The sequence below is a fragment of the Paractinoplanes rhizophilus genome, from assembly GCF_042664765.1.
GTDB lineage: Bacteria > Actinomycetota > Actinomycetes > Mycobacteriales > Micromonosporaceae > Actinoplanes > Actinoplanes rhizophilus.
The window spans coordinates 33,844-56,363 of record NZ_JBHTBJ010000038.1; the positions used below are offsets into that span (position 1 = coordinate 33,844).

At 73.0% G+C, this 22,520-nt stretch carries 18 protein-coding genes and 3 pseudogenes; 6 read left to right on the plus strand and 15 right to left on the minus strand.

The features are described 5' to 3' along the window. Positions 1–46 precede the first annotated feature (46 nt). From ACFQS1_RS33020 to ACFQS1_RS33065, 10 genes and pseudogenes are all read right to left on the minus strand, one after another. Positions 47–1,093: an acyltransferase family protein gene (locus tag ACFQS1_RS33020; RefSeq protein WP_378975925.1), complete on the minus strand. Its 1,047-nt coding sequence runs from the start codon at positions 1,091–1,093 to the stop codon at positions 47–49. A gap of 70 nt (positions 1,094–1,163) precedes the next feature. Further along, positions 1,164–2,039: a GTPase Era gene (gene era / locus ACFQS1_RS33025; protein WP_378975926.1), complete on the minus strand. Its 876-nt coding sequence runs from the start codon at positions 2,037–2,039 to the stop codon at positions 1,164–1,166. Positions 2,040–2,419: 380 nt separating this feature from the next. Next, positions 2,420–2,803 (minus strand): cytidine deaminase, encoded by a 384-nt coding sequence (locus ACFQS1_RS33030; RefSeq protein ID WP_378975927.1) that lies wholly within the window; start codon positions 2,801–2,803, stop codon positions 2,420–2,422. Next, a complete protein-coding gene (locus ACFQS1_RS33035) occupies positions 2,796–4,112 on the minus strand; it encodes a hemolysin family protein (protein ID WP_378975958.1) in 1,317 nt (438 codons plus the stop codon). The genes ACFQS1_RS33030 and ACFQS1_RS33035 overlap by 8 nt, the downstream gene beginning before the upstream one ends. 94 nt (positions 4,113–4,206) lie before the next feature. Next, positions 4,207–4,677 (minus strand): rRNA maturation RNase YbeY, encoded by a 471-nt coding sequence (ybeY, locus tag ACFQS1_RS33040; protein ID WP_378975928.1) that lies wholly within the window; start codon positions 4,675–4,677, stop codon positions 4,207–4,209. A 103-nt stretch (positions 4,678–4,780) separates the two neighbouring features. Beyond that, positions 4,781–5,149: pseudogene (locus ACFQS1_RS33045) on the minus strand (PhoH family protein); the annotation flags it as partial. 261 nt (positions 5,150–5,410) lie between these two features. Next, positions 5,411–6,235 (minus strand): annotated as a pseudogene (locus tag ACFQS1_RS33050) (LAGLIDADG family homing endonuclease); the annotation flags it as partial. Continuing rightward, a pseudogene (locus tag ACFQS1_RS33055) lies at positions 6,224–6,937 on the minus strand (PhoH family protein); the annotation flags it as partial. The pseudogenes ACFQS1_RS33050 and ACFQS1_RS33055, both read right to left, overlap by 12 nt. A 163-nt stretch (positions 6,938–7,100) precedes the next feature. After that, positions 7,101–8,486, minus strand: a complete 1,386-nt coding sequence (locus ACFQS1_RS33060) for a serine hydrolase domain-containing protein (protein ID WP_378975929.1) — start codon at positions 8,484–8,486, stop codon at positions 7,101–7,103. Next, positions 8,483–8,836: an HIT domain-containing protein gene (locus tag ACFQS1_RS33065; RefSeq protein ID WP_378975930.1), complete on the minus strand. Its 354-nt coding sequence runs from the start codon at positions 8,834–8,836 to the stop codon at positions 8,483–8,485. Before ACFQS1_RS33065 ends, ACFQS1_RS33060 begins: the two co-directional genes overlap by 4 nt. A gap of 23 nt (positions 8,837–8,859) precedes the next feature. Between ACFQS1_RS33065 and ACFQS1_RS33070 the strand changes: the two genes are divergently transcribed. Beyond that, positions 8,860–11,214 (plus strand): glycoside hydrolase family 3 protein, encoded by a 2,355-nt coding sequence (locus tag ACFQS1_RS33070; protein WP_378975931.1) that lies wholly within the window; start codon positions 8,860–8,862, stop codon positions 11,212–11,214. A gap of 5 nt (positions 11,215–11,219) precedes the next feature. Here ACFQS1_RS33070 and ACFQS1_RS33075 read toward each other — a convergent pair whose 3' ends face one another. Further along, positions 11,220–12,947, minus strand: a complete 1,728-nt coding sequence (locus ACFQS1_RS33075; protein ID WP_378975932.1) for an ABC transporter ATP-binding protein — start codon at positions 12,945–12,947, stop codon at positions 11,220–11,222. Beyond that, on the minus strand, positions 12,944–14,503 hold the full coding sequence (locus ACFQS1_RS33080; RefSeq protein ID WP_378975933.1) for an ABC transporter transmembrane domain-containing protein: 1,560 nt from the start codon (positions 14,501–14,503) through the stop codon (positions 12,944–12,946). Before ACFQS1_RS33080 ends, ACFQS1_RS33075 begins: the two co-directional genes overlap by 4 nt. Positions 14,504–14,854: 351 nt before the next feature. On the opposite strand from ACFQS1_RS33080, the gene ACFQS1_RS33085 reads away from it, so the two are divergent. After that, complete coding sequence (locus ACFQS1_RS33085; RefSeq protein WP_378975934.1) at positions 14,855–15,133, plus strand: S-adenosylmethionine decarboxylase; 279 nt, start codon at positions 14,855–14,857, stop codon at positions 15,131–15,133. Then, positions 15,133–15,972 carry a hypothetical protein gene (locus ACFQS1_RS33090; RefSeq protein WP_378975935.1) on the plus strand — a complete coding sequence of 280 codons (840 nt, stop codon included), beginning with the start codon at positions 15,133–15,135 and terminating at the stop codon, positions 15,970–15,972. Before ACFQS1_RS33085 ends, ACFQS1_RS33090 begins: the two co-directional genes overlap by 1 nt. 22 nt (positions 15,973–15,994) lie before the next feature. Here ACFQS1_RS33090 and ACFQS1_RS33095 read toward each other — a convergent pair whose 3' ends face one another. From ACFQS1_RS33095 to ACFQS1_RS33105, 3 genes are all read right to left on the minus strand, one after another. Next, on the minus strand, positions 15,995–16,729 hold the full coding sequence (locus ACFQS1_RS33095; RefSeq protein WP_378975936.1) for a 16S rRNA (uracil(1498)-N(3))-methyltransferase: 735 nt from the start codon (positions 16,727–16,729) through the stop codon (positions 15,995–15,997). 7 nt (positions 16,730–16,736) lie between these two features. Then, entirely contained in the window at positions 16,737–17,675 is a 939-nt protein-coding gene (locus ACFQS1_RS33100; protein ID WP_378975937.1) for a serine/threonine-protein kinase, read from the minus strand. A 72-nt stretch (positions 17,676–17,747) separates the two neighbouring features. Further along, complete coding sequence (locus ACFQS1_RS33105) at positions 17,748–19,265, minus strand: serine/threonine-protein kinase (RefSeq protein ID WP_378975938.1); 1,518 nt, start codon at positions 19,263–19,265, stop codon at positions 17,748–17,750. A 162-nt stretch (positions 19,266–19,427) separates the two neighbouring features. Between ACFQS1_RS33105 and ACFQS1_RS33110 the strand changes: the two genes are divergently transcribed. The 3 genes from ACFQS1_RS33110 to ACFQS1_RS33120 are packed head-to-tail and all read left to right on the plus strand — an operon-like array spanning position 19,428 to position 22,445. Next, the gene (locus ACFQS1_RS33110) at positions 19,428–20,735 is read left to right on the plus strand and encodes a hypothetical protein (protein WP_378975939.1); all 1,308 of its coding nucleotides are present in this window, start codon (positions 19,428–19,430) and stop codon (positions 20,733–20,735) included. Continuing rightward, positions 20,735–21,361 (plus strand): class F sortase, encoded by a 627-nt coding sequence (locus tag ACFQS1_RS33115; RefSeq protein WP_378975940.1) that lies wholly within the window; start codon positions 20,735–20,737, stop codon positions 21,359–21,361. The genes ACFQS1_RS33110 and ACFQS1_RS33115 overlap by 1 nt, the downstream gene beginning before the upstream one ends. Next, positions 21,333–22,445, plus strand: a complete 1,113-nt coding sequence (locus ACFQS1_RS33120) for a hypothetical protein (RefSeq protein WP_378975941.1) — start codon at positions 21,333–21,335, stop codon at positions 22,443–22,445. Before ACFQS1_RS33115 ends, ACFQS1_RS33120 begins: the two co-directional genes overlap by 29 nt. Positions 22,446–22,520: the final 75 nt, after the last annotated feature.

Below are 22,520 nucleotides of genomic sequence, written 5' to 3' on the forward strand. Positions count from 1 at the left end.
GCCGGCCAAGAGGCCGACCGGGCCCGGGAAGAGGCCCGCCGCCCGCTCAGCTCGGCAGCGAATCCGAGGCCGGCCGCAACTGCGCCGGCGCCGGCGCCGGGGCGGGTGACACCGGCATCCGCCGCGCCGCCACCCCCGGCACCAGCGTCAACCGGCGCCCGGCGGCCACGTCCTCGACCCAGCCCACGGCCAGCACGACCATCGACAGCAGCACCGCCACCACCGCCAGCCGCCAGCCGATGCCGACCCAGCCGAAGATCGGCAAGCCGGCCCACCCCGCGAACCTCGCCACCGCCACGATCAGCGGCACGTGCCACAGATAGATCGTCAGCGCCCGCGAGTTCAGCACCGTCAGCACCCGCCGTGGCCGCACCATCGGCGACACGCCCAGCGCCACCAGGATGAACGCCGCCGACCACAGCGCGTTGGCCAGCGGGATGTCGTTGAGGTCGAGGCCCCGCGGGCCGGGGTGGGTGAGCGCCCACGCCGCGCCCGCCACGGCCAGCGCGCCGATCAGCCACCAGCGGCGGCGCTTCAGGAGGCCGTCGTGATGGGCGAACCCGAGCAGCCAGGCCCCGCCGTACAACGCGAGATCGCGGAGCACTTGCGGCGGCGCGAGCCCGGCAACGGTGATCACGGCCAGCGCGACGTAGGGAACCAGCACCGCGACCAGCGGCGCGCGGCGGAACAGCGGCAGCACCAGCGGCGACAGCAGCACGAACCAGAGGAAGTCGCGCAGGTACCAGGTGGCCGCGAGGCCCTCCAGCCAGAAGCCGGTGGCCGGGGGATCCTCCAGCGGGAACGCCCACAGCAGCACCCGCCAGTCCCACACCAGGCCGGCCGTCAGCATCGAGGGGACCGCCACCGCGGCCAGCACCCACATCGAGGGCAGCAGCCGATGCAGCCGCTTCTCGACCGCCCACGGGCCGTACCGGTCGAGCGACGCCGCCATCAGCGAGCCGGCGAGGGCGAACATCACCGACATGGCGGGGAAGACGATGGTGAGGGCAGCCCAGCCCGTGGAGTGGTAGACCACCACACGAACGGTCGCGACGGCGCGCAACAGGTCGAGATACTGGTTCCGCGATCGCATAGGCCTCATGACTTACCCAGGCCAGGACCAAGGTCGCAAATCAGCGTGAATTATCCCATACTACGGAAAACTAGAAACCAAGCTTGCGCAATTGACGAGGATCACGCTGCCATTCCTTCGCGACCCGCACGTGCAGGTCAAGGTATACCTTGCCACCCAGAAGGCCCTCTATTTCCCGCCGGGCCCGGCTGCCCACCTCTTTCAATCGAGCGCCCCGCGACCCGATCACGATCGACTTCTGGCTGTCGCGCTCCACGTACAGATCCGCGTAGATCTTCGTGAGCCCGCCCTCGACGATCATTTCCTCGACCAGCACCGCGATCGAATGCGGCAGCTCGTCGCGCACCCCTTCGAGGGCCGCCTCGCGGATCAGCTCGGCGATCAGCACCTGCTCCGGCTCGTCGGTCAGCACGTCGTCCGGATACAGCTGCGGCGACTCCGGCAGATACTTGATCATCACGTCGACCAGCTGCCGCACCTGATGCCCCGACACCGCACTGACCGGCACGATCTCGGCGAAGTCGTACAGCTTGCTCACCGCCAGCAGATGCTCGGCCAGCCGCCGCGAGTCCACCAGGTCGACCTTCGTGACCACCGCGATCACCGTCGCCTTGAGCTGCGCCATCTCGGCCGAGATGAACCGGTCGCCGCGCCCCACCGGCTCGTCCGCCGGGAAGCACACCCCGATCACGTCGACCTCGCTCCACACCTCCCGCACGAGATCGTTGAGCCGCTCCCCCAGCAGCGTCCGCGGCCGGTGCAGCCCCGGCGTGTCCACCAGCACCAGCTGCGCGTCCTCGCGATGCAGAATCCCCCGGATCACGTGCCGCGTGGTCTGCGGCTTGTTCGATGTGATGGCGATCTTCTGCCCGACGATCGCGTTGGTCAGCGTGCTCTTGCCCGCGTTCGGCCGCCCGACAAAACACGCGAACCCGGCCCGGTACACCCCATCGCTCGCGTCGCTACGCGCCGCTTCGACATGCCGGTGGACTTTCGGCAGGCGATCACCATCAGGCTTTTTATCCGTACGGGCCGGCGCCGCCCCGCCGGAGCCGGGTCGTCCCCGGCCCTGGGCAGGCTTGCCCTGCCCCCGAGCCGCCCCGGCCCTCGGCTGTTGACCGTCTCTCTTCCCGCGGCCCGGTGACACGTCGGGTGAACTGCCCTCGGCACCGCGACGAGCGGCCCGCCGCTCCTGACGACGAAGCTCGTTCCGCTCACCCGGAGTAGGCCGGCGCTCTCCCGAAGCAGGGCGCTCACCCGGAGCAGGCCGCTCACCCGAAGTGGGCCGCCGCTCCTGCGCAGCCCTCTTGTCGCGGCTGGGGTCGGTCATGCGGTGACCGAGCCGAGCAACGAGCCGTCCGGCGCGGCCACGTGGATCGGCGCGTCCGCCGACAGGTCCCGCACCGCGGCGTGCCCCGCGCCGTCCAGCTCCGACGCCTCGGTCACCACCGCCGCCGCCTCCAGCCGCGCGGCGCCCGACGCCACCGCCGACGCCACCGCCAGCTGCAACGCGGTCACCGACAGGCTCGGCAGCACCACCGTGGCCGCCGCGTACGTGCGACCGTCCTGGTCCCGTACCGCCGCACCCTCGACCGCACCCACCCGCGCGCGTGCGCTTCGCGCCAGAATTACCAGCTTGTTGTCCTCGGCGCTCAGCGCCGTGCCGTCGGTCGCCGGCACGGCGGCCCCTGCGTAGATCTGCTCAGGCATCCGCAGTCTGTCTTTCCTCGGTCTCGGTCTCGGTGTCGGGCTCGGCCGGCTCCTCCGGCGGCGTGACCCGGCGCACCAGCACCGAGTCGATCCGGTTGCGCCGCCCGGTCGTGCCCTCGGCCACCAGGTGCAGGCCGCCCACGTCGACCTTCGCGCCCGGAATGGGCACGCGGCCCAGCGTCTGCGCCAGCAATCCGCCCACGGTCTCCACCTCGTCGGCGGGCAGCTCGACCCCGAACAGCTCGCCCAGGTCCTCGATCGGCAGCCGGGCCGTCACCCGCACCGCGCCGTCCTCGAGGTGCTCGACCGGGGGCCGCTCGACGTCGTACTCGTCGGTGATCTCCCCGACGATCTCCTCGAGGATGTCCTCGATCGTGACCAGACCGGCCGTGCCGCCGTACTCGTCCACCACGATCACCAGGTGGGTGCGGGCCGCCTGCATCTCGGAGAGCAGGTCGTCGACCGGCTTCGACTCCGGCACGAACGTGGCCGGCCGCATCACCTCGGCCACCGCCTGCGCCGTCGCCGCCGGATCGCCCGACTGGGTCCGGCGGATCACGTCCTTGAGGTAGAGCACGCCCAGCACGTCGTCGACGCTCTCCCCGATCACCGGGATCCGCGAGAAACCGGAGCGCAGGAAGAGGTAGAGCGCCTGCTGGAGAGTCTTGGACTCCTCTATCCACACCATCTCGGTCCGCGGCACCATCACCTCGCGGGCGATCGTGTCGCCCAGCGCGAACACCGAGTGGATCATCTCGCGCTCGCCGTGCTCGACGACCCCGCGCTGCTCCGCCAGGTCGACCAGCTCGCGCAGCTCCACCTGGCTGCCGAACGGCCCCTCCGGGAAGCCCCGGCCCGGCGTGACCGCGTTGCCGATCAGGATCAGCAGCGAAGCGAGCGGATTGAGCACCTTGCCCAGCCAGCGCACCAGCGGCGCGGCGGCCCGGCCCACGGCGTACGCGTGCTGGCGCCCGATCGTGCGGGGGGCGACCCCGACCACGACGAAGCTCACCACCGTCATCACGCCGGCCGTGACCAGCGCGGCCTGCCAGCCGATCCCCCAGCTGTCCACGGCGACCAGCGCGATCATCGTGGTCGCGGTGAGCTCGCACAGCAACCGCAGCAGGAGCAGCAGGTTGAGGTGGCGCACCACGTCCTTGGCCACGGCGGCCAGCGCGGCCGCGCCACGCTGACCCTCCCGGGCCATCTCGGCCGCGCGCGCCGTCGACACCGTGCCGAGCGCCGCGTCGGCCATCGAGGCCAGCCCGGCCAGGAAGACCAGGATCACCGCGACGGTGATCAGCTGCACGTCCGGCAGGCCGGCCGAGGCCGGGCCGCCCGCGAGCAGATGTCCGGGACCCACGTGATCAACTGCCGCGAGCAGGGGTGCGGGATCCACGCGATCAACCAGCCTGCCGTCCGGCCCGCCAGCCTTGCAGCAGGCGGTTCTGCAGCGCGAACATCTCGCGCTCCTCCTCCGGCTCGGCGTGGTCGTAGCCGAGCAGATGCAGCGCGCCGTGCACCGTCAGCAGGTGCAGCTCGTCGGCGGCCGAATGCCCCGCCGCGGCGGCCTGCTTGGCGGCCACCTCGGGGGCCAGCACGATGTCGCCGAGCAGCGCCGGCTCCCCGGTGCCGGCCTCGCCGGGACCGTGGTCGACGCTGCCCTCGTCCATCGGGAACGCGAGCACGTCGGTCGGGCCGTCGCCACCCATCCAGCGGTGGTTCAGCTCGGCCATGTAGTCGATGTCGACGAGCAGGATCGACAGCTCGGCGAGCGGGTTGACCCCCATCTCGTCGAGGGCGTACCGGGCCACCGCGAGGATCGCGTCGGTGTCGACCTCGACTCCCGACTCGTTGGCGATCTCGATGGACATTGCGGGTTATTCACGACCTTCCGTGAGATGCGGTAAGGGTGAGCTGAGCTGCGGCGTCTCCACCGTCGTGAATAATCCGCACCGGTGCTCTTACCCCTTGAACTCAGCGCCGACGCCCGGAACGGCCACCCGATGAGGCGGCCCGTCCGGGCACGGCGCGGACGGATTGGGTGGCGCTTTGCTCCTGCTCGGCGTCATACCGTGCGTACGCGTCAACGATCTCCGCCACCAGCCGGTGGCGCACCACGTCGGCACTGGACAGCTCGGCGAAGTGCACGTCCTCGACCCCGTGCAGGATCTCGCGCACGACCTTGAGGCCGCTCGAGGTGCCACCCGGCAGGTCGACCTGCGTGACGTCGCCGGTGACGACGATCTTGGATCCGAAACCGAGACGCGTGAGGAACATCTTCATCTGCTCGGGCGTGGTGTTCTGCGCCTCGTCCAGAATGATGAACGCGTCGTTGAGCGTGTTGTGGGTGACGATCAGGTCGTCGGTGACATAGAGCGAGTCGGCGGCCGCGACCGAGATGCACACGGTCCCGGCCTCGCCCTCGGGCTCGATCGCCTCGATCATCCGCATCGGGCGACCGCCTCCGGACACATCGTATTTCGCCTGCTTGCGGCCGAGCCGGAACGGCTGGATGCCCTCGGGCAGACGGATGTCGAGGACGAAGGCGTCATGCCGGTAGCCGACCGGGCGCCCGTTCGCCTTACCGGGCTTGCGGCCGAGCGCCAGGCGACGTCGCCAATAGGCCACCCCGCCCAGCGAGCGGACGAGGAAGACGACGTCGTCGCGCAGTCGTTCGGAGCACGTCGTGTACTGGATGCGGCACGTGCGACCACGCTGGGTAACCGGGCCGCCGTCGCTGTCGAGCAGGCCCTGGAGCACCGCCAGCCGGATCGCGGCGCTGTTCCACAGATAGGCCGGCGGCACGAACTTCGTCTCCGAGCGGGTCCCGGCCAGGCCGAGCTGCCGGAGCACGGCCGTCACCGGGTTGGCGGTGATCACGCCGCCCCGCCCGCCGCCGCCCTCGCGGCGCAGCACGTAGTCGTACCCGTGCCTGTGGAACACCTCGACGCCCGGCAACGCGGCCTCAAGGCTCTCCGCGAGCTCGGGGTCGGCGGTGGAGAACGCCGGCGTGGTCGAAGTCGTAAGGCAGCCGTCGCCGAGGAGCAGACCCAACGCGTACGCGTCGAGCGGCACCTCCTGCGGCACGAACTCGACCGGATCGACCATCGGAAGCTCATAGCGGCGCACCGCGCCCCGGCGCAGCTTGCCGATCATCTCGTCGGTCTGCAGCACCCGCCATGGGCGGCCGTGACTGCGGTCGTCGACCGAGCGGACCGTCCATAGGTGCTCCCCGCAGGCCAGCGTCGACGCGCCGTCCTGGGTCGTCAGCCGGTAGACCGGCTTGCGGCCCTGCGGGTAGACCCCGAGCACCGGGGTCGGCAAGCCGTCGGAGCCGACCACCAGGTCACCGACCCGGAGGTCGCCGAGCTGCCGCCAGCCGTCGGGCGTCAGCACCTTGGTCGTGAGCGGCTGCGCCCGACCACGCATGTAGGCCAGCGGCGCGACCTCGATCGTGCCGGCGGCCATCAGGCGCGGGATCGACTCCGGGTCGAGCATGTCGTGCAGGGCGTCGTAGAGCGGCCGCAGGTACGGGTCGATCTTTTCGGTGAGGGTGCCGGGCAGGAAGCCCAGCCGCTCGCCGGCCTCGACCGCCGGGCGGGTCAGGATGATGCGGCTGATCTGCTTGGCGGTCAGCGCCTGCACCGCCTTGGCCATCGCCAGGTACGTCTTTCCGGTGCCGGCCGGGCCGATGCCGAAGACGACCGTGTTCTCGTCGATCGCGTCGACGTAGTGCTTCTGGCCCAGCGTCTTGGGGCGGATGGTGCGCCCGCGCCGGGAGAGGATGTTGAGCGTCAGCACCTCGGCCGGGCGCTCGGAGGTGTTCTCCTCGAGCATGTTGGCGGTACGGCGGACCGAGTCGACGGTGAGCGTCTCGCCCTTCTCGATGAGCTCGATCAGCTCGGAGAAGAGGCGTTCGGCGGTGGCGTTCTCGGCGGGGTCGCCGGTGATGGTGATCTCGTTACCGCGGACGTGGACGTCGCTGGCGAGGGTTCGCTCGATGAGCCGCAGGATTTCGTCCTTGGCACCCAGCAGGTTGACCATGATCTTCGGATCGGAGACCGAGATCTTGGTCTGCACCCGCGCCGCGCCGCTGGAGCCCGCGCTGGAAGGGTTCGGCGTACCGGTCATAGGGCGGCCCGGGGGCCTCCGCCACCTGCTTTCATGCTCAGCGCCGCTGACACGTCGACGCGTTCATCAATGATCTTGCTTGGGCTTTCCGCTGCGGGTCACCACAGCGATCGTGCCATCGTATCCGCTGGGCACGCTCGCCGCCGATGCCATTATCGTCCGCTCACTCACCGGAACCGTCCCAGGCCGCGCCGCCGTCGAACGCCTCCTGCACGCGCGTGAACCGGTAGGTCGCCCAGTGCATCAGCACCACCGCGCCGCTCGCGTCGCGGGTCAGCCGCAGCTGCTCGCCCGCCTCGCGGCCGGAGACCGTGCGCAGCACGTCGGGGCGGCCGGGCAGCGGCCGGAAGATCGACGGGGGCAGGTCGGCCGGCGTGCCGGCGACCCGGGCCTGCAGGGCGCCGTCGTGCCAGGAGAAGACGAACTGCGATCCCTCGCTCCACCAGTTGCCGAGCGCGGAGCGGATCTCGCGCGGGGCGGGCGGCGCCGGCGACCAGGGCTCGATCTCGGCCGGGTCGAGCTCGACGGCCATCCGTAGCAGCTCGTGCACCAGTTCGTTGATCTGGTCGGCGGTACCGGAGGAGCCGAGCACGGCGCAGCCGAGGGCATCGGGGGTGCCTTCGCCGCCGCGCCGGCCGTGGACGCCGGCCAGGAAGCCGGGCATGGCGCCGTTGTGCCCGACGTCCATGGCGCGCCGGCCCTGCGGGTGCAGCATCAGGCCGAGGCCGAAGCCGGAGATCCAGTTGACCTCGTCGCGGGTGGTCAGCGGCCAGCGCATCTCGTCGACGGTGGCGGCGGCCAGCACGTTGCCGTCCGGGTCGATCAGCTCGGGCGAGACGAGGAACGACGCCCAGGTGGCCATGTCGTCGGCGGTGCTCCAGAGCTGGGCGGCCGGCCCGGCGCCGCCGAGGTCGAGGTCGGGCTCGGGGCGGGCGGCGTCGGAGAACTCGTCGACGAGGTAGCCGACCGCGGCCTGGGCCGGGGTGGCGGTGGTGGTGGCGGTGAGGCCGAGCGGCTCGAGGATCCGGTCGGTGAGCAGGCTGTCCCAGGTCGTCCCGTGCAGCCGGGCGACCAGCTGGCCGAGCACCCCGAACGCGAGGTTGGAGTAGTGGAAGCGGCGGGCGTTGGGGAGCACCCGCTCGGCCCGGTCGAGCTCGGCGAGCAGGCGGTCGGCGTCGGGCGAGACGAGGGTGTCCCAGACGTCGCCGTGCGGTTCGCGCTGGAGGCCGGAGGTGTGCGAGAGCAGCCGGCGGATGGTGGCGTCGTCGTGGGCCGGCAGGTCGAGGTACGCCGAGAGCGGTTTGTCGAGGTCGAGCAGCCCTTCGTCGCGCGCCTGCATGACCAGCACGGCGGTGAAGGTCTTGGTGACCGAGCCGATCCGGAAGCGGGTGTCGGGGCCGAGCGGGTGGCCCGGGTTGCCGGAGTCGCCGACGGTGAACACCCACGGCTCGCGGTCGGCCCGGTGCAGCGCGACCGAGAGGGCGGGGACGCGCCCATCGGCCTGGGCTTTGCGAGCCGCCCGTTCGTATCGGGCGAGGGCGCCGCTCATCGAATCGCCAGCATCGGGCCGAGGGGCTCGCCGCCGAGCAGGTGCGCGTGGACGTGGAACACTTCCTGCCCCGCGTACGCGCCGGTGTTGAACAGCAATCGGAAACCGTCGGTGCGCAAGCCCTCGGCCTCGGCCACCGCCGCCGCCGCGGCGAGAAGGTCGGCGGAGCCGGCCGGATCGTTCGTCGCGAGCGCGACCACGTCGGGGTGATGTTCCTTGGGGATCACCAGGACGTGCACGGCGGCCTTGGGGTCGATGTCCCGGAACGCGAGGGTCGTCGCGGTCTCGTGCACGACGGTGGCCGGGATCTCACCCGCGACGATCCGGCAGAACAGGCAGTTGTTGTCCACCCGCCAGATCTTAGGGTTAGCAGATGATCGAGATAACGGACGTCATCAAGCGGCTCTCCCTTGAGGAGAAGGTGTCGCTGCTGGCCGGGCAGGACTTCTGGTCGCTGCCGGCGATCGAGCGGATCGGGCTGCGCTCGCTGGTGATGTCGGACGGGCCGATCGGGGTGCGCGGGACGGGGTGGGCGCCGGACGATCCGTCGATCGCGCTGCCCAGCCCGACCGCGCTGGCCGCGGCCTGGGATCCGGAGCTGGCCGAGACGGCGGGCCGGTTGCTCGGGCAGGAGGCGCGGCGCAAGGGCGTGCACGTGCTGCTGGGCCCGACGGTGAACCTGCAGCGCACCCCGCTCGGCGGCCGCCACTTCGAGTGCTATTCCGAGGATCCGCTGCTCAGCGGCGAGGTCGCGGAGGGTTTCGTGCGCGGGGTGCAGGCGTACGGGGTGGGCACGACGGTGAAGCATCTGGTCGGCAACGACTTCGAGACCGACCGGATGGAGGTGGACGTCCGGATCGGCGAGCGGGCGCTGCGCGAGATCTATCTGGCGCCGTTCGAGCGGGTCGTCGAGGCCGGCGGCTGGGGCGTGATGAGCGCGTACAACGGGGTGAACGGCTCGCCGATGGCTTCGAACGGGCGGCTCCAGGACGAGATCCTCAAGGGCGAGTGGGGCTTCGACGGGGTGGTCGTCTCGGATTGGCGGGCCGCCCGGTCGACGGTCGGGGCGGCGCTGGGCGGGCTGGACATCGCGATGCCACAGCTGGAGAACCCGTGGGGCGCGGCGCTGGTGTCGGCGGTCCGGTCCGGCGAGGTGCCGGAAGAGGTGATTGACGACAAGGTAGGGCGGGTGCTGCGGCTCGCCGTACGCGTCGGCGCTTTTGATGATTTGCCGGAGATTTCCGGGGGGCTCGATGGGGATCGGGTCGCGCACGAGGTGGCGGCCCGGTCGTTTGTGCTGGCCCGCAACGAGAACTTCACCCTTCCGCTGGAACCGGCCGCCCTGACCCGGGTGGCTGTGATCGGCGCGCTGGCGATGGACGCGCGGGTGCTCGGCGGCGGCAGCGCCCAGGTGTCCCCGCCGCACACGATCTCGCCGATGGAGGGCCTGGCCCGGGCGCTGTCCGGGGTGGACGTCGAGTACGCGATCGGCGCCGACCCGCGCCCGTTCCTGCCGGCCCTGCACAATCCCACCGAGGTGGTCATCGGCGAGCACACGTTCACCGTGGACCCCGCGGCCGTGCGCTGGATCGGCTCGCTCCCCGGCGGGCTCGACAAGGATGTGGTCGAGGGCCTGCGCCTGATCACCACCTACACCCCCGGCGTGGGCGGCGAGCACACCTTCGCGGTCTCCGGCTTCGGCACGTTCCGGCTCTCGATCAACGACAAGATTTTGTACGAGGGCACCCTGCACCCGCCCGGCACCGGCCGGGCCGACCTGCTGCTCTCCCCGCGCGAGCAGCGCGTTGCCGTCGAGCTGACGGCCGGCGTGCCGGCCCGGATCGTGCTCGAGCAGACCATCGCCCGCGGCGCCGGCCACTCGGTGGCCACCACCCTCGGCCACCGCCCGCCGGCCCCCGACGAGGACGGCATGATCGAGGAGGCCGCCGCCCTGGCCGCCGAGTCCGATGTCGCGGTCGTCGTCGTGGGCACCACCGAGCAGGTCGAGTCGGAGGGCTTCGACCGCACGTCGCTGGCCCTGCCCGGCCGCCAGGACGAGCTGGTCGCCCGGGTGGCCGCCGCCAACCCGCGCACGATCGTGGTGGTGAACGCCGGCTCGCCGGTCCTGATGCCGTGGTCGTCCTCGGTCGCCGCGATCCTGCTGACCTGGTTCCCCGGCCAGGAGGCCGGCGCCGCCCTGGCCGACGTCCTGCTGGGCGTGACCGAGCCCGGCGGCCGCCTGCCCACCACGTGGCCGCGCGCCGAGGCCGACTGCCCGGTCCTGGCGATCGAGCCGGTCGACGGCGTCGTGGCGTATGACGAGGGCATCTTCGTCGGCTATCGGGGCTGGCTGCGTTCCGGAAAGACCCCGCTCTACGCCTTCGGCCACGGTCTCGGCTACACCACCTGGCACTACGAGGAGATGGCGGTCACCGCGACCGAGGCGGTGGTCACCCTGACCAACGCGGGCGCGCGGGCCGGCCGCGAGGTCGTCCAGGTGTACGTGTCCGCGCACGCGTCCGCGCCCGAGCGCCCGGCCCGCTGGCTCGCCGGTTTCGCGAACGTCGAGGCCCACCCCGGCGAGACGGTGACCGTCCGGATCCCGCTGCCGCCCCGCAGGTTCCAGATCTGGGACGGCGGCTGGCAAACCATCGCGGGCGAGTACACAGTGGCCGCCGCGCACGCCCTGGACGACCTCCGCCTGGAGGCGCCGCTGACCATCTCGTGACCGGGTCAGGAGCGGGACTGCCACGCCTTCCACAGCTCGGCGTAGCGGCCGCCCGCGGTCACCAGCTCGTCGTGGGTGCCCTCCTCGAGCACGGCGCCTTCCTCGAGGACCACGATGCGGTCGGCGGTGGCCGCCTGGGTCAGGCGGTGGGCGACCAGCAGGGTGGTGCGACCACGGGTCGCGGCCAGGGCGGACTCCTCCAGGGCCCGCGCCCCGGCGCTGCCGGCCTCGGCGGTGGCCTCGTCGAGGATGGCCACAGCGGGGTCGAGCAGGACCAGGCGGGCCAGGGCCAGCTGCTGGCCCTGGGCCGCGGTGAGCGGATGGCCGCCCTCGCCCACCGGCGTGCGCAACCCGGACGGCAGCGCCAGCGCCCAGTCCAGGGCGCCGACGGTCGCCAGGGCCTCGCGGACCTCCTCCACCGAGGCCGACGGGCGGGCCAGCCGGACGTCCTCGATCAGCGGGCCGGCGAAGACGTGGGTCTCCTGGCTGATCACCGCGATCACGCCGGGAGCGAGCTCGTCCACCGGCACGCCGCCCGCCGACGCCGTACCGCATGGGGGCCGCAGGATGCCGGCGGCGATGGACGCCACGGTGGTTTTCCCGGCGCCGGTGGAGCCGACCAGCGCGACCCGCTCACCCGGCGCGACCCGCAGGGTGATGTCGCGCAGCACCGGCACCCGGGCGTCGTACTCGAAGCACACGTGATCGAGCGCCAGGTCCGCCTTGTCCAGCTGCACCTCCCCGGCCGCCGCGACCCGGAGCGTGCCCACCCCGACCAGGCGGGCCAGGCCGGCGCCGGCCTCCTGGATCTCGTCGAAGGTGAACAGGATCATGCCGACCGGGTTGAAGAGCCGGTGGAACAGCACCGCCGCGGCCGCCGTCTCGCCGACCGTCACCCAGCCGGAGCGCACGAACCAGAAGCCCGCCACCAGGATCGTCGCCAGGCCGACCAGTTCGGCCCGGTTGATCCGGCCGACGAAGCGGGTGAACAGCGTGAACACCCCGACCGACAGGTCACGGGCCCGCGCCGACGCGGCGTCGATGCCGGCCAGGTGGCGCGCCTCGAGGCGGTACGCGTGCACCGTGCGTACGCCCTGGAGGCTCTCCATCAGCATCTGCGACCGTTCACCGATCGCGATCCGCTCCCGGGCGTAGACGGGCGCGGACCGCGGCAGGTACCAGCGCAGCGCGGCGAGGTACAGCGGCAGGGCGGCGAGTCCGGCCGCGCCGAGCCGCCAGTCCAGCCCGAACATGGCGGTCACGCTGAGCACGGCCAGCAGGATCGCCGAGATGACGGTGGGTAACACCTCGGCGGCGGCCGTGCCGATCGCGGCCACGTCGGCGCCGACCCGGGACAGCAGGTCGCCGCGGCCGGTGCGGTCGAGGACGGTGGCGGGCAGGCGCAGCGCGATGCCGACGGTCTCCTCGCGCAGGGCGGCGAGTATCCGCTCGCCGAGGCGGCTGACCAGGGTCGCGGTGGCGCCGGAGGCCAGCCCGCCGACGAGGGCGGCCACGATGACCAGGACGGCGATGGGGATCAGGGCGGCGGGCGCGGCGTCTTCGCGTACGAGGTCGACGAGCCGGCCCAGCGCGGTGACCGGAACCACCGACGCGGTCGCGCCGATCAGCCCGGTCAGGAGCGTGCCGGCCAGCTCGAGGCGGCGGGTGCGCAGCTGGCCGAACAACCATCCGCCGGTCTGCCGCGCGGTGGCGACCGGCAGCGCCGCGCTCATCGCAGCACCGCCGCCCGGTAGGCGGGATCGGCGGCGGCGAGCGAGGCGTGCGTGCCGGTGGCCACGATCTCGCCGTCGCGCAGCACCACGACCCGGTCGGTGACGGCGAGCAGGGCCGGGCTGGTGGTGACGATCAGCGTGCCGAGCGTGGATCCGGGGCGGTGCCGCAGGTCGCGGATGCCGCGGGCGATCGCGTGCTCGGTGACCGCGTCGACGGCGGTGGTCGGGTTGTGCAGCACGAGCAGCCGGGGCCCGGCCAGCAGCGCGCGGGCCAGCGCGAGTCGCTGCCGCTGACCGCCGGAGAGGGCGGAGCCGCGTTCGGCGATGGCGTGGTCGAGACCGTCCGGGTGGGCGGCGACCACGTCGTCGGCGGCCGAGGCGTCGAGCACCCGGTCGAGGTCGCCGGATTTCTCGGACAGCACGATGTTCTCCCGGATCGTGCCGGAGAACAGCTCGGGATAGTGCGGCGCCACCAGCACGTCCGGCGAACCGTCGTCGTAGAGCCGCAGAAGCGACGCCGCGTCGGTTTCCACGACCACGCCCAGGCACTCGCCGGACGTCGGCAGGACCGGCGGATGGCCCGCGGTGCTCGGCGCGGACGGGGCGCGCAGGACCTCGGCGATGCGGTCGGCCGAGGCCCGCGAGGTCGCGATCCACGAGGGCGCCGCCGACAGGGTGGCGAACGGCTCCCCGAGGAAGGCCGCCAGGCCGATCACCGTGACCAGCTCGCCGGCGCTGATCCGCCCGGTCAGCGCGAACCAGCCGGCCAGGATCGCGATCCCGCCGGCCAGCAGCGTGCTGACCATGGTGGAGGCGGCCTGGAAGCCGCCCTGGGTGCGCGCCGCCAGCAGGGTCGCCCGCAGCGACTCCCGGCTCACTTCGCGGTATCGCGCGTCGGCCGCCTCCTGCGCGCCGATGCCGCGCAACGGCCGCAGCCCGGTGACCAGGTCGGTGGCGACCGAGGAGGCCCGGCCGGCGACCTCCTGACGCGCGGCGACCCGCCGGGTGATCAGCGGCGCGGCCCGCTGCATCGCGATCAGCACGACCGGCGTGCCGACCAGCACGACGAGCCCGAGCGGCACCGAGATCAGGCAGAGCCCGACCGCGCTGACCGCGGTGGCCACCAGCGCCCCGACGATCCGCGGCACGTAGTCGAGCAGGTAGGACGCGTGGTCGGCGTCGGTCGTCGAGATGGTGAGCACGTCGCCGGTGCGCACGTCCACGCGCGGGGTGAGCACCTTGGCCGCGACCTCGAGGCGCAGCGCGTGCGACTCGTCGGCGAGGGCACGCATCAACTGCCGGGCGCCGTTGCGGTACGCCGTGGTGAGCAGCAGGAACAGCAGGCCGAGCAGGCCGACCCAGAGCGCCAGCCGGGCCATCGAGCCGGACGCCACGGCCAGGTCGACGGTCTCGCCGATGACGATCGGCACGGTCGCCTCGCAGGCCTGGTGCAGGGCGATCAAGGAACATCCGGCCAGCAGCCGCCATCGATTGCGGGATACGGCCCGCCAGAGCACGTTCACCGCCGGCGCCGGGAGCTGGCCAGATTCAGTCATCGAATACCGACCTTCGCGCGGCGGACCCGGCAGATCAAGACTTCCGGGCGCCCAATGCTCGCGAAGCGCGTCCGGACCGTGACGGAAGGTACGGTCCGCACCAATCCGCACCAGGTTCGGGCGGGTCGGCCTCCAGCGACGGTGTGGGTTAACTCTCTGTAATGTCAACCGCTTTGACTCTGCGTAGTTTTCGGCTAGAGTCGGATCAGTCCGATTCACCCCTTATGCCAGGTAGGTAGAGTTTCCATGTCGCTCGCTCCCATAACGTTGCGTAACTCCTCGGCCGACTACCGTGACCTTGCGCCAATGATTCACCGGCAGCGACTGGTGGTGGAGGGGTACCCGACATTCGTGATCACCGATGAGCACATCAAGGACTACCTGTCCCAGCTCTCGGTGGTCACCGACATGATCACGCTGATCGAGCCGGTCACGCACTGCAGCGACCTCTACGGCTGGGCCGGCTGGATCCACTGGGAGACCTCGGGCGCGCACTTCTACTCCTGGGAGCGCCCGATCTCGTTCTTCAGCGTCGACATCTACACCTGCAAGGCCTTCGACCCGGCCGAGGTCGTCGCGTTCACCGAGCGGTACTTCCGGACCACCGAGATCGTCGCGAAGGGCTTCTGATGTCCTACGACCTCGACGAGTCCACGGTCCGCCAGGCCGTCGCCACGGCCCTCGCCCTGCACGCCGACCGGCCCGGCCGATTCCTGGCCCTGGCGGTCGCGCCCGCCTCCCCGCTCGCCGACGTCGCCCGCACGGTCGAGCGGCAGGTCTTCGAGGAGTCGTTCGGCAACGACACCACCACCATGGCCGGCGAGTACACCCGCTATGAGAACGACAGCCTGTTCTTCCTGGTGCTCGACCGCCGGACCGGCCTGCCCGCCGGCGCCGGCCGGGTCATCGACGGCGGCGGCAAGACCCTCGACGACGCGCCCGCCCGCATCGGCACCGACCTGTCCGTCATCGTCGCCCGGCACGGCCTGGCCAACGGCCGGATCTGGGACTTCGCCACGCTCGCGGTGCTGCCCGCCTACCGCGGCGGCAAATCCGGCCTCGCGGTCAGCTCGCTGCTGTACCGCACCTTCCTCAACGCGGGACGACTGGCCGGCGTACGCCATGTCGTCGCCCTGCTGGACCAGCGCGCCCACCGCAACCTGAAGCTGCTGGGTGTGGAATTCGCGCCGATGGCCGGCTCGGCGCCGTTCGAGTACCTCGGCTCCCCCGCCACCGAGGCGCTCCACGTGCCGTTCCCCGAGCTGATCCCGTCGATCGCCCGGCAGGCCGACCGGCTGCGCCGCCTCGGCCGGCCGTTCCGCGGCGGCATCCGGGCCCGGGGCCTGCGCCGGCTGATCGTCCGCCGGGTCGCGGCGCGGATCGCGCACCAGGTCTCCTCGGGCGACGGCCTCGACGAGCGCATCGCGCTGCCGGGTCTGGACCGCCGCCGGCTGGTCCGCCAGCTCTGATCCCGACCGCCCAGGCGGGGACTCACCAGCGGCCCAGGCGGGTGGACAGCACCGAGAGCGCGGCGACGCCCGCGGTCGACGTACGCAAAACCTCGCCGCCCAATCGCACGGCGACCGCCCCCGCGGCTTCGAAGCAAGCCCTCTCGGCATCGTCGATGCCGCCCTCGGGCCCGACCACCAGCACGATCTCCCCGCTCGCCGGCAGGCCGGCCGTGGCGAGCCGCACGGTCGCCTCCTCGTGCAGCACGAACGCCGCCGCCGCGGCGGACAGGCGGGCCGCGATCTGCTTGGTCGAGCAGTCCGGGTCGCCGCCGACCACCGGCAGCCAGGCGCGCCGGGCCTGCTTGGCCGCCTCCCGCGCGGTGGCCGCCCACTTCTCGCGCGACCTGGCGCCGCGGTCGCCGCGCCACTGCGCCACCGACCGGGACGCGGCCCACGGCAGGATCTCGTCGACCCCGATCTCGGTCATCGCCTGCACGGCGAGCTCGCCCCGGTCGCCCTTGGCGATCCCCTGCGCGACGACCAGGCGCGGGTCGGCGGCCGGTGTCGCGTCCCGGGTCAGGACGCGCACTTCGACCGTGCCTTTGCCGACCGCGGTCACCTCGGCCGTCGCGCTCCCGCCGCGCCCGTCGGCGAGGATCAGCGTCTCGCCGGCGCGCAGCCGCTGCACGGTCGCGGCGTGGTGGCCCTCGGGCCCGGTCAGCGTGCCGAACGGACCGGCGGGCAGGTCGTCGACCAGGAACAGGGGCGCGGACACCGGAGAATTATGCGCCGTGCCGGTCGGCCAGCACCGTCACCACCGCCAGCAGGACGGTCAGCAACGCCGCGAGGCCGGCCAGCCGCAGCCGGGAGCGGCTCGGCCAGCCGACGGCCGGCCGCGGCCCGTCTTCGCCGAGCACCACCGCGCTGAGCTCGGCGCCCACGTCGCCGGCCGGCAGCCGGTCGGCCGGGTCCGGGCGCAGCAGGCCCTCGAGCACCGGGCCGAGCGGGCCGGCCAGCCGGGCCGGGTCGGGCGGCTCCTCGGCGATGGCGCTCAGCGTGTCGTCGAGGGTGGCCCGGGCGTACGGCGGCCGTCCCTCTACCGCGTGGTAGAGCGTGGCGCCCAGCGACCACAGGTCCGACTCGGGCAGCGCGAGGCCGTCCATCCGCTCGGGCGCCAGGTATTTGGGCGAGCCGAGGACGATGCCGGCCGCGGCCAGCGCGCGCAGGCCGTCGTCGGTGACCGCCGGGCCGAAGTCGGTGAGCACCACCCGGCCGTCGTCGGCGATCAGCACGTTGCTCGGCTTCACGTCGAGGTGCAGCAGGCCGGCCCGGCGCACGGCGAGCAGGGCGTCGAGGACGGCGAGGCCGATGCCGGCGACCCGGGCCGGCGGCAGCGCGCCGCACTCGTCGAGGATCTGCTGGAGCGAGCGGGACGGCACGTACTCCATGACGATCCAGGGCGCGTCGGCGTCCGGGAGCACGTCATACGTGCGCACGACGTTCGGGTGACCGATCGCCGCGAGGGCGCGGGCCTCGCGGACCGTCCAGTCGAGGAACAGGTCGCGCTCGTCGGGGTCGAGCTCGTCGGGCGGCGCGGTCTTCTTGATCGCTACCGGCCGCCCGGCGGCCTCGTCGTCGGCCAGCCACACCCGGCCCAGGCCCCCGGCGCCGAGCGGGTGAACCAGCCGGTAGCGCCCGGCCACGATGGTGCCTGTCCTCACCGGCGGACCACAGCCGTAAGCGTCACTCTGCACTCAATCCGGAAGATCAGTACGGACAACCCGAACCGTACATCACCCACCCGATACCGGTTCGAAGCTGCGCAGGACTTGATCGAAAATGCTGACATCCGTCGCCCAGGAGTCGGCGGGCGACCGCATGTCGAGCACGAACATGCGCCGGCCGTCGGCCGCCTGGACCGCCCATCGCGTCACGCGCACCGCCCCGCCCGAGGATGGCAGATAGGTGAACTCCCACACCACCACGCCGGGTGCGTCCGGCGGCTGCTCGATCCGGATCCGGCGGTACCCGGGCAGCCGGATCCGGGCCTCGGCGGCGGTGAACGCGGCGACCACGTTCCCGGGCGGCGGCTCGGCCCGGATCTCCACCCGGAGCCGGCCGTCGCCCGCCCGCAGCCCGCCGCCGGGCAGCTCGGCGGCCTCCGGCCAGCCCCGCGGCAGGGCGACGCGGAACAGGGGCGACGTGGTGGACCAGGCGAAACCGGCCGGCAGCTCCGGCAGGCCCACCGCCGCCGGCGGCGGCAGGCTGGCGGGCTCGTCGTCCCGGCCGGTCATGAGGAACAGCGCGGCCAGCACGATCAGCACCGCGACAGCGGCCACGATCACGGCGAGGCGCGGCCCAGGCGCGGCGGCCGGAGGCGCGGCGGCAGGTGGCAGAACGTCCGGTGGCAGAGCGGCGGGTGGCAGGGCGGCCAGTGGCTCGGCGGCCGGATCCGGGGACGAGGCGGACGCCGCCTTCTGGGCCGGCTGCTTCAGCACGGCCCGGAGGCCCTCCGCCACCTGGGGCGGGGCGAGCCGGGCCGCGGGATCGAGGCGCAGCAGGCCCTCGATCACCGGGGCGAGCGCGCCGGCCCGCCGGGGCGGATCCGGCGGCCCCTCGGTGATGGCGAGCAGCGTCGCGGCGGTGGTGTCCCGCACGTACGGCGGCAGGCCCTCGACGGCGTGGTAGAGCGTGGCGCCCAGCGACCACAGGTCGGACTCGGGCAGCGCGACCCCGTCGTACAGCCGCTCGGGAGCCAGGTATTTGGGTGAGCCCAGGACGATGCCGGCGCCGGCCAGCGCCCGCACGCCCTCGGTGGTGACCGCCGGGCCGAAGTCGGTGAGCACCACCCGGCCGTCGTCGGCGATCAGCACGTTGCTCGGCTTGACGTCCAGGTGCAGCAGGCCGGCCCGGCGCACGGCCAGCAGCGCCTCGAGGACGGCCAGGCCGATCCCCGCCACCCGGGCCGGCGGCAGCGGGCCGGACTCGTCGAGCACCGCCTGCAGCGACCGGGACGGCACGTACTCCATCACGATCCAGGGGGCGTCGTCGCCGGGCACGACGTCGAGCGTGCGCACCACGTTCGGGTGACCGACCAGGGCGAACGCGCGCGCCTCGCGGACCGTCCAGACCCGGAACAGGTCCTGCTCGTCGGGCGTGAGACCGGCCGGGATCTCGCATCTCTTGATGGCGACCGGGTCGTCTCGATCGAGCTCGTCGCAGGCCAGCCACACCCCGCCCATGCCCCCGGCGGCCAGCGGCTGCACCAGCCGATAGCGCCCGGCGACGAGCTGCCCGACCGTGGTCACCATCCCAGGCCACCCTTGAAGATCAACAAGCGTTGATGAGCCAAGCCGACCGTACTGCATGGACGCACGGTGTGGGGTAGGTCGCTCTCCGGACTCGACCCTGCGGTGCGGCGGGCGTATGGTCGGCTGCGACTTCCTCCGAGGCGATGCTGGGCGATGAGGCACATGCCGATACCTGGACATGGTCGGATCTGGCGGGCGCTGCCTCTTCTCTGCGCCGGCCTGCTGCTTCTCCTGCCTGGCACAGCGCCGGCCGCGCACCGGGAACCGTCCGCCGCGCCGGCCGCGCACCAGGAACCGTCCGCGGCACCGGCCACGCACCGGGCCCCGGCCACGCCCTCCGCGCCCGACCTGGCCATCCAGTTCGAGGCGCTGCTCGGGCAGCACTCGGTGCTCGCGGCCGACCTGATGCGCAGCCGCATCCGTGGCGACGACGACTTCGTGCAGTCCGCCAACGCGGCGCTGGGCAAGAACACCACGGCCATGACCACGCTGATCGGGCAGTTGTTCGGCAAGCCCACGGCGGACAAGTTCGGTCCGATGTGGTCGCAGCACATCGTGGAGCTCTTCGCCTACGCCGGCGCGCTCGCGGCGCACGACGCGGAGGCGCTCGACGACGCGCGCGGCGTGCTCGTGGAGTACGAGCAGGAGCTGGGCGACTTCTTCGCCGACGCGTCCAAGGGCCGCCTGCCGAGATCGGCGGCCCGGGCCGCGGTCGTGCAGCATGTCGGACATCTGACAGAGCAGGCCGACGCGTACGCGGCGAAGGACTACCCCACGGCCGACTCGCTCTACCGGATGGGCTACCGGCACACGTACGACCTGGGGCTGACCCTCGCGAACGCGCTGCTGCCGACCGGCGACGCCGACACGTTGAAGCAGCCGCTGTGGCGGTTGCGCTCCCAGCTCGGCAAGCTGCTCGCCGAGCACGCCGCGCTGGTGGAGGACCTGACCCGCGCGGCCGTGACCCGCTCCCCCGACTTCGCCGCCTCCGGCCAGATGATCAACGGGAACACCCGCGACCTCGCCGCCGCCGTGGACTCGCTGTTCGGCCCGGCCGCGGCCCGGCAGTTCCAGGCGCTGTGGGGCGACCACGTCGAGCAGCTGGTGGCGTACGCGACCGCGACGGCCGGGGGCGACCAGGCCAAGCAGGCGCAGGCCAAGGCGGCGCTGGCCGGCATCGAGACGCGGACGGCCGCGTTCCTGAACGGCGCGACCGGCAGGCGGATGAGCTCCGCGGAGCTCGAGGCGGCGCTGCAGCAGCACGACCTGATGCTGCTCAAGCACGCCGACGCGTACGCGGCCAAGGACTACGCCACGGCGCACGACGTCGCCTACGACACGTACCAGGAGATGTTCGACCTGGCGCGCACGATGGCCGACGCGTTCGGGGCGACGGTGGCGGCGCGGCTGCCGAAGGGCGGGGCGCAGACCGGGTACGGCGGTATGGCCGCGGTCGTGGAACAACGCTGATGCCGTCGTACGCCCGGGGTCCGGTTCTCGCCGCGCTCGTGCTGATCCTGCTCGCGGTGCTGGCCGGCGGCCCGCCGGCCGCCGTCTCCGCGCCCGCCCTCTCCGCGCCCCTCTCCGCGTCTGCTGCCGAGGCGCCGTCGCCAGAACAGCAGGGGACCTTCCGCTCGGCCCGCACCTACGACACGGTGGCCGAGCCGGTGCGGCTGCGCATCCCCGCGCTCGACGTGGACAGCAAGGTGCAACGCCTCGGCCTCCAGCGCGACGGCTCGATCGCGGTCCCCGCCCGCACCGACGTGGCCGGCTGGTACGAGAACGGCCCCCGCCCCGGCCAGCCCGGCCCCGCGGTGATCCTCGGCCACGTCGACTCGCACACCGGCCCCGGCATCTTCATCGACCTCTACCGCGCGAAGGCCGGCACCACCGTCCGGGTCGACCGCGCCGACGGCAGCGTGGCCACCTTCAAGATCACCAGGATCGCCCGGGTTCCCAAGGTCCGGTTCCCCACCGACCTGGTCTACGCGCCCACCCTCGACCCCACGCTCCGGCTCGTCACCTGCGGCGGCAGCTTCGACCGGGCTCGCGGAAGCTATCGGGACAATGTCATCGCGTTCGCCTCGCCGGCCTGAGCCCCGCCGCCGGGCCGGCACGCTCGCGGTGCTGATCGTGGCCTTCCTGATCGCCGGCGCGGCGCCCGCGGCCGCGGCGCCCGTTCCGCTTCCGGTGACCGGCGTGCTCAGCGGCGGCGGCCGGACCGCCGTGGTGGTCGATCTCGGCGCCGGCGACGCCAAGGGAAAGCGCGCCGTCCATGTCACGCTCGACGGCCGGGAGCAGCGCGCCGAGCTCGTGCCGGTGATGTCCGACGGCCTCGCCGTCTCGATCGTGGTGGACGCCTCGACCGCCGGCGCCGCCGCCCTGCCGGCCTGGCTGAGCGCCGCCGCCCGGTTCATCCTCGAGGCGCCCGGCAGCACACAGTCCGTGGTGATCCCCGACCGGTTCCCGGCCCACCCGGCGACCGAACCGCTGCCCGGACCGTCCCAAGTGGTCGGCGCGCTCACCGGCATGCGCGCGGCCGGCAAGCGGGACACCGAGGCCGCGCTGGCCATGGCACGCGGTCAGTTCCCGCGGGCGCAGACGGGCCGCCGCGTGGTGGTGATGTACACCTCGGCCGCCGACGCCGGCGGGGCGAAGGCCGCCGATCTCGCCCGGGACTTCCGGGCGGCCGGCACGATCCTCGTGGTGGTCGGCACCGCCGCGGCGAGCGAGTTCTGGTCGGCGGCCGCCGCGGCGACCGGCGGCTTCTTCGCCCCGGCCGGCCGGCCGGTGGTGGTGCCGGCCCTCGACCAGGTCGAGTCCACGCTGCGCGACCGCTACCTGGTGTGCTTCGCGACGCCGCCGTCGCTGCCGGCCCGGGTCGACGTGCGGATCACCACCGGCGACCTGACACTGACCGGGCAGGCGGTCGTGCCCGCGCCCGCCCGCGGCGCCCCGAGACACCGGGTCACGCCGACGATCGTCGGGACCATGCTGATGGCCGCCGGGCTGGCCACCGTGGTGGCGATCATCGTGCTGCTGATCGCCCGCGCCCGGCGGCCGCGGCCGGAGGCCGGACCGCCCGGGCTCACGAGCGTGTTCGTCGGGCGGGCCGGAGTGCCCCAGACCGCCCGCGGACGGGCCGCGGTCCCCCGCGATCGCGGCACGCCCTGGTCCTGACCGCCGCCTCGCGATCCCGGCACGCCCTGGTCATGACCGCCGCCTCGCGATCGCGGCACGCCCTCGCCGGATCGC

Excerpts from the sequence above, each read along its gene's own strand:
- ACFQS1_RS33020 (WP_378975925.1), bottom strand. The coding sequence starts at position 1,093 with ATGCGATCGCGGAACCAGTATCTCGACCTGTTGCGCGCCGTCGCGACC.
- ACFQS1_RS33030 (WP_378975927.1), bottom strand. The coding sequence starts at position 2,803 with ATGCCTGAGCAGATCTACGCAGGGGCCGCCGTGCCGGCGACCGACGGC.
- ybeY (WP_378975928.1), bottom strand. The coding sequence starts at position 4,677 with ATGTCCATCGAGATCGCCAACGAGTCGGGAGTCGAGGTCGACACCGAC.
- ACFQS1_RS33060 (WP_378975929.1), bottom strand. The coding sequence starts at position 8,486 with ATGAGCGGCGCCCTCGCCCGATACGAACGGGCGGCTCGCAAAGCCCAG.
- ACFQS1_RS33070 (WP_378975931.1), top strand. The coding sequence starts at position 8,860 with ATGATCGAGATAACGGACGTCATCAAGCGGCTCTCCCTTGAGGAGAAG.
- ACFQS1_RS33075 (WP_378975932.1), bottom strand. The coding sequence starts at position 12,947 with ATGAGCGCGGCGCTGCCGGTCGCCACCGCGCGGCAGACCGGCGGATGG.
- ACFQS1_RS33080 (WP_378975933.1), bottom strand. The coding sequence starts at position 14,503 with ATGACTGAATCTGGCCAGCTCCCGGCGCCGGCGGTGAACGTGCTCTGG.
- ACFQS1_RS33090 (WP_378975935.1), top strand. The coding sequence starts at position 15,133 with ATGTCCTACGACCTCGACGAGTCCACGGTCCGCCAGGCCGTCGCCACG.
- ACFQS1_RS33105 (WP_378975938.1), bottom strand. The coding sequence starts at position 19,265 with ATGGTGACCACGGTCGGGCAGCTCGTCGCCGGGCGCTATCGGCTGGTG.
- ACFQS1_RS33110 (WP_378975939.1), top strand. The coding sequence starts at position 19,428 with ATGCCGATACCTGGACATGGTCGGATCTGGCGGGCGCTGCCTCTTCTC.
- ACFQS1_RS33115 (WP_378975940.1), top strand. The coding sequence starts at position 20,735 with ATGCCGTCGTACGCCCGGGGTCCGGTTCTCGCCGCGCTCGTGCTGATC.
- ACFQS1_RS33120 (WP_378975941.1), top strand. The coding sequence starts at position 21,333 with ATGTCATCGCGTTCGCCTCGCCGGCCTGAGCCCCGCCGCCGGGCCGGC.